Annotated in this window: 10 protein-coding genes; all 10 read left to right on the plus strand. The window is 37.6% G+C overall.

From position 1 onward, the window contains the following. Window positions 1-276, plus strand: a 276-nt coding sequence (locus OIU80_RS20665) for a hypothetical protein (RefSeq protein ID WP_264288857.1), incomplete at its 5' end; no start/stop codon positions are given. Between the two features lie 10 nt (window positions 277-286). Then, window positions 287-874: a hypothetical protein gene (locus OIU80_RS20670; RefSeq protein WP_264288858.1), complete on the plus strand. Its 588-nt coding sequence runs from the start codon at window positions 287-289 to the stop codon at window positions 872-874. Window positions 875-890: 16 nt separating this feature from the next. After that, entirely contained in the window at window positions 891-1,466 is a 576-nt protein-coding gene (locus OIU80_RS20675; protein ID WP_264288859.1) for a hypothetical protein, read from the plus strand. A 73-nt stretch (window positions 1,467-1,539) separates the two neighbouring features. Then, window positions 1,540-2,106 carry a hypothetical protein gene (locus OIU80_RS20680; protein WP_264288860.1) on the plus strand — a complete coding sequence of 189 codons (567 nt, stop codon included), beginning with the start codon at window positions 1,540-1,542 and terminating at the stop codon, window positions 2,104-2,106. Between the two features lie 72 nt (window positions 2,107-2,178). Next, the gene (locus OIU80_RS20685; RefSeq protein ID WP_264288861.1) at window positions 2,179-2,544 is read left to right on the plus strand and encodes a hypothetical protein; all 366 of its coding nucleotides are present in this window, start codon (window positions 2,179-2,181) and stop codon (window positions 2,542-2,544) included. Between the two features lie 11 nt (window positions 2,545-2,555). Beyond that, a complete protein-coding gene (locus OIU80_RS20690; protein ID WP_264288862.1) occupies window positions 2,556-2,873 on the plus strand; it encodes a hypothetical protein in 318 nt (105 codons plus the stop codon). After that, on the plus strand, window positions 2,861-3,643 hold the full coding sequence (locus OIU80_RS20695; protein WP_264288863.1) for a hypothetical protein: 783 nt from the start codon (window positions 2,861-2,863) through the stop codon (window positions 3,641-3,643). Before OIU80_RS20690 ends, OIU80_RS20695 begins: the two co-directional genes overlap by 13 nt. Continuing rightward, window positions 3,631-3,834 carry a hypothetical protein gene (locus tag OIU80_RS20700; RefSeq protein ID WP_264288864.1) on the plus strand — a complete coding sequence of 68 codons (204 nt, stop codon included), beginning with the start codon at window positions 3,631-3,633 and terminating at the stop codon, window positions 3,832-3,834. The genes OIU80_RS20695 and OIU80_RS20700 overlap by 13 nt, the downstream gene beginning before the upstream one ends. 12 nt (window positions 3,835-3,846) lie before the next feature. Continuing rightward, entirely contained in the window at window positions 3,847-4,326 is a 480-nt protein-coding gene (locus OIU80_RS20705) for a hypothetical protein (protein WP_264288865.1), read from the plus strand. Beyond that, window positions 4,326-4,754: a hypothetical protein gene (locus OIU80_RS20710; RefSeq protein ID WP_264288866.1), complete on the plus strand. Its 429-nt coding sequence runs from the start codon at window positions 4,326-4,328 to the stop codon at window positions 4,752-4,754. Before OIU80_RS20705 ends, OIU80_RS20710 begins: the two co-directional genes overlap by 1 nt. Window positions 4,755-4,834: the final 80 nt, after the last annotated feature.

Genomic DNA, 4,834 nt, shown 5'->3' on the forward strand with positions numbered 1-4,834 from the left:
GTGTACGTTATTGTACCACTGAATCAAGAAACAGGCGATATAAAACAAGGTTATTTTATTATCGATGGCACAACTAGTACAAACCGAGAACCCATTTACACTATGGCACACGACACAGAAGTCAACTTACCACACTTCGGGCTCAACGCTCCCAAAACAAACCGCAAAGGCATTGCAAAGAAAACAACAATCGTTGCAAAGAAAACCACAAACTTGCCTGTCTTGTTAGGAATAGGTGCACTCTTAGGCGTTTTATTTTTAAAGAAAACTAATTAAACAATGAAGTATGATAATTATTAATGAAGAAGAAACAGGATTAGGAAAGTCCTTTTTGAAAAAAATCAGGCTAAAAAATGTCAGTTTAAAAAACGCTATCAAAGTAACCAAGTTTGCTGCCCCGATTGCAGCAGGATTTATCCCAATTGGTGGAGGAATCGCTTCGAAGCTATTAAATTCTAAAGGAGGTAAACTGGTGAGCAGAGTGGCAAAGTCTAAAGCAGTTAGAAAAGGCGTAGCCCTTTCAAAAACTACAATAGGGAGAAAAGTAGTAAGCGCCGTGCAGAACCGAGCACGACCACAAATTGAAGCCGTAAGCACCATTACCCCTGCAACCTTTGTAGCGACCTCAGATTTAGGAAGCCCACAAAATGAAAGCAGTACCTACAACGAATCGGTAGAAAGTGTAATGAACGATAGTCAGCCAGTTGGCGAACTAACACCAGTAAAAACAGCATCTACAGCAAAAGCAAACATTGCAGAATCAATGGCAATGCCAACAGCCGTAGAAAAGCCAAAGAACAATACCCTTTTGTATGTTTTGGGAGCAGTAGTGGTGGGTGGTGGAATTTATCTAGCCACAAAAAAAAGTAAATAATTAAAATCAACAACAAATGAATAAAGAAGTAGTAGTCATTGGAGGAGGAATTGTTGGCGGTATGCTATCAAATGGAGCGAGTACATTATTACCTCAGTCAGAAAGCCCAATCATGAACATTGTTCTAGCAGGAGCATCTGTATTTGGAGCAACCAAAGTAAGTGGCACAAGCACAAAAGACAATTTGCTCAGAGGTGCATTAATGGGAAGTGCAGTAGTACAAGCCTTAATCGCAGTGAAAAAAGTATCAGAAAAAAGCCTGAGTTCAAAATTCACAGGAACAGGCAAAGGAGCACTATTCGCAAAAGGCGCATTTGGTTTAGCCTGTCCATGTGATGAAGGCGGTTTAAACGGTCAGTTCATGGGTGGCGATGGTCATGTGTATGAATACGACGAGCAAGGTTTAAGCGGTACGTTCATCGATGAAGCAGGGAATATCTTTCAACAAGAAGATGGGTTAAACGGAGCATTTGACGAAGTGTACACCGATGAAGAAGGATTACACGGAGCAGAAGCCGACGTGTACGGAGAAGAAGAACACGGATTAAACGGAGCAGAGGAAGAAGCATTGTACCACGAACTTTACCAATAAGCATTAAAAAATAAAAACAAAGCTATCATAGGTTTTGGTCAAATCATCAATCATCAATCAAAAAACAATTACAATGAGCAGAAAATCAGAATTAGCGTCAGCGGTAGCGACAATTAAGGCTAAAAGAAACGGAGCAGTTCCAAGAGTAGGACAATTAGAATTAACAGACAAAACTTTGTATTTGAGTGTTGCCATCAAAGGGCAAGCGGGTACAGTTGGAATTGTTGATGTAAATACCAAACGTGAAGTCGGTATTACTAATATTGATGGGAACAAATTAAATGCAGGTCGTGATTATATCATAGACAGTATTAGAGTGCTCAGAGGTTCAAATGCAAGTGCCAACCTTAAAAATGAAACTTGGGACAATACCAACATCAATTCAAACAAATTGTTTGATGCTGCTTTTTTAAATGCAGAGCTGAGAATCAAACAAGATGGTAATTCTTTAATCGATATGCCAATTACAGATTTGATAGGCGATACAACGAATTTTTACAGAAGTATTTCTACTTCGCCTTTAATCCGTTCGAACTTGGAATTTGAAATTGAAATCGAGTACCCTAAAGGCGTTTCTGTTTCGGCAGCTGCGGATTCTAACGTTCGTTTTGAATTCAGAGTACACCAAGCAAAACGATAATACAAGGTTTATCAATCATAACAAAAGCCGTAAACCGTAAGTAGTTACGGCTTTTTTTAATCATCAAAAAACATGGCAGTAAAAGAAAAAGTAATCAATATAACAATCCTAAAAGGAGAAACCGAAGCGTTATATGCAACGGCACTCGAGGTAGGTTTTGTCCTTGGAGCAGAACTCCACACCAACCATAATGATATAGACAATTTTGCGCAATATGGGATTTATGACGATAGCGGTGTTTCCTTTTCAAAACCGACCCACATCGACCATTGGAAACGCAGAGAAGGTGCAGGATTTGACGACAGTTACAAACCGTTATTTTTTAATACCGAATCTAAAACCTTTACGTTCAAAGCAAAAACAAATCAACCAGTAATCAAAGACACTTATTTTCATTTGATACTGATTTATAAAATTAATCCCGAGAGTTGCACCTAACATAAAATCAAATGATAAAAGACATTATATCAATAAACACGGGAGTAGTTTTTTTGAAGTTTAAAGAAGACAAAGAAGTTACAATTGACGATGTAACAACACTGCAAGTTGTCAATAGTGGGTTTGTGAGTGTCTTTGTCAATGATTTTGAATTAGCCAGTAAGGAACGATTGACGATAGTTCCGCCCGATGGTACAACATCAAAAGTAGAATTAACCATTCGCTTTGCAACAATCGACAACTCCCAAAGAAGCGACTTTTCAAAGTTCACTTGGAACAAAAAAGAACTAGACATTATTTACAAAAAATACATCCGATGCAAGCACTAGACAACCTGATAGACAAATTAAATTCCGATTCGTATTCGGCAGTTTCTGTGCTTGATTTAGATACTAATTCTTTTCTATTTCGCAATAAAACACATGCTGAAATTATTGCAGATTATGGGAGTGCAGAAGAATTTTTCGAATCCCTGTTTGCAAAAGGACATAGTCATTTGACACTTGCCTTAAAACGTAAAAACGGAAGCTCGTATAAAATCGATGGACAATCATTTGATGTTAATTTCTCCAAACAAGACCAATCCTCACAGGTGCAACACGTACAACAAATTCCAGTACAGCAAGTAAAAACCCCGCAAGCAGATGTGTTTTCTAACTCTTTTGGTTTAGGAACATTGGATATTATGAATCTCATGGTAGCCAAAAATGATGCTTCGAGACTTTTTACCGAAGTAGAAACACTAAAGGCAGAAAATAAGGAATACAAAAAGAAATACGAGGATATTAGAGAAGAGCAATTGGCATCCAAGTACGACACCAACAAAAGTAAAGGCACACAGGAAATGCTTTTAGGAGCGATACAGCAATTGCCTACTCTTATTGGTTTTGTAAAAGGAACTGCACCAGTTGCAGGACTTGCAGCACCAATGGAAATGTATTCCAGTGAAGTCAAACAACACTTTGCAACGGCTTTGCAAAGCATTGATGATACCGTTGTGGGTGTATTGGAGAGTATTACTAGTGGACTGAGTACCAATGTTGAATTTTCAAATGAATTAGCACAATTATTAAAAAAACACCAATTATGGGAGGCATAAAAACAAGTGTTACAATAGACATAAAAACAATCAATCCTTTTGAGATAAAAGCAAAAACAAATGCGCTTGCGGAATTGGCACAACTCGATACCGATGTACTTAGTAAACTCGCTGAGTTATCCAAAAGCCCCCAAGCCATCACACAGCTTAAAACCAATTTTCCCATGATAAAAGGTTTTTTGTCTAACTAAAAACCACAGCACATGAAAAAGAGAGGATTGTCGAACCCTGCTGTTGTTGCAACTGTTTTATCAAGTCCACAGGGACAAAAGGCAATTACACAATCACAGGAAAACGCAAAAAAGGGAATCAGTGCAGGAATCACGATTTTAAAATTCTTACTCGTTGGCTCTTTGGTAGCTGTTATCTATTACAAGGTACTCAAAGGATTTTCCCGAATCAAAGAAGATGTACGATACAAACCCAGTAATATCAATATAACACAAGCCAAAGCAAGAGCCGAAGCCATTTACACCGCTTTATTAGGCTTAGGGGCAAATTACAAAACCGTGGAGAATAATTTAACAGGACTCAATCACAACGGATTTATTCGGGTGTACAATGAATTTGGAGAACGTCGAAGCGCCACCCTTGTAAAAATGAATTTAGTGGAATGGCTACAAGACCAGTTTAAGGAAGATGATATTGCCAAATTGCGATTTTTAATAAAAGGATTTTTCTAATGATGACAACAAAGAAAAAAGTAATTATAGTAACTGCATCAGTAGTGATTTTGGGATTAGGAGTGTATTTCTTAACCAAGACCAATAAAAACGGAAAATCTGTTTTAGGAGGAAATAAAAAATATATCGATGAAGGCGATATTAATTTAGTTCCTACTTTTTCTGCCAGTCAAAAAGTAGCCCTATTGTACGATGCAATGAACCGTTACAGCGGGACAGATGAAACACAGATTTTCGAAACCTTAACAGGTGTTTCTCAGGCACAATTTAGGTTAATCAGCAAAACCTTTGGGCTTAAAAATTACAATCGTATTCTAGGCTACAATGCTATAGGCGGAAGCAAATTACCACTTAAAACATGGCTTAGAGAAGAATTAAACGACGCTGATTATAATTTGCTGAGAAAGAAATTCCCAATGTATTTATAAAACCAAAAGTAGATTTTTTTGCGTGCCAGGAAAAGCTGCAGCTGCGGATCTGTTTAAAAAAAATCTACAATTTAAAAAAG

Source organism: Flavobacterium frigoritolerans (assembly GCF_025847275.1).
Taxonomy (GTDB): domain Bacteria; phylum Bacteroidota; class Bacteroidia; order Flavobacteriales; family Flavobacteriaceae; genus Flavobacterium; species Flavobacterium frigoritolerans.

Excerpts from the sequence above, each read along its gene's own strand:
- OIU80_RS20670 (WP_264288858.1), top strand. The coding sequence starts at position 287 with ATGATAATTATTAATGAAGAAGAAACAGGATTAGGAAAGTCCTTTTTG.
- OIU80_RS20675 (WP_264288859.1), top strand. The coding sequence starts at position 891 with ATGAATAAAGAAGTAGTAGTCATTGGAGGAGGAATTGTTGGCGGTATG.
- OIU80_RS20680 (WP_264288860.1), top strand. The coding sequence starts at position 1,540 with ATGAGCAGAAAATCAGAATTAGCGTCAGCGGTAGCGACAATTAAGGCT.
- OIU80_RS20685 (WP_264288861.1), top strand. The coding sequence starts at position 2,179 with ATGGCAGTAAAAGAAAAAGTAATCAATATAACAATCCTAAAAGGAGAA.
- OIU80_RS20690 (WP_264288862.1), top strand. The coding sequence starts at position 2,556 with ATGATAAAAGACATTATATCAATAAACACGGGAGTAGTTTTTTTGAAG.
- OIU80_RS20695 (WP_264288863.1), top strand. The coding sequence starts at position 2,861 with ATGCAAGCACTAGACAACCTGATAGACAAATTAAATTCCGATTCGTAT.
- OIU80_RS20700 (WP_264288864.1), top strand. The coding sequence starts at position 3,631 with ATGGGAGGCATAAAAACAAGTGTTACAATAGACATAAAAACAATCAAT.
- OIU80_RS20705 (WP_264288865.1), top strand. The coding sequence starts at position 3,847 with ATGAAAAAGAGAGGATTGTCGAACCCTGCTGTTGTTGCAACTGTTTTA.
- OIU80_RS20710 (WP_264288866.1), top strand. The coding sequence starts at position 4,326 with ATGATGACAACAAAGAAAAAAGTAATTATAGTAACTGCATCAGTAGTG.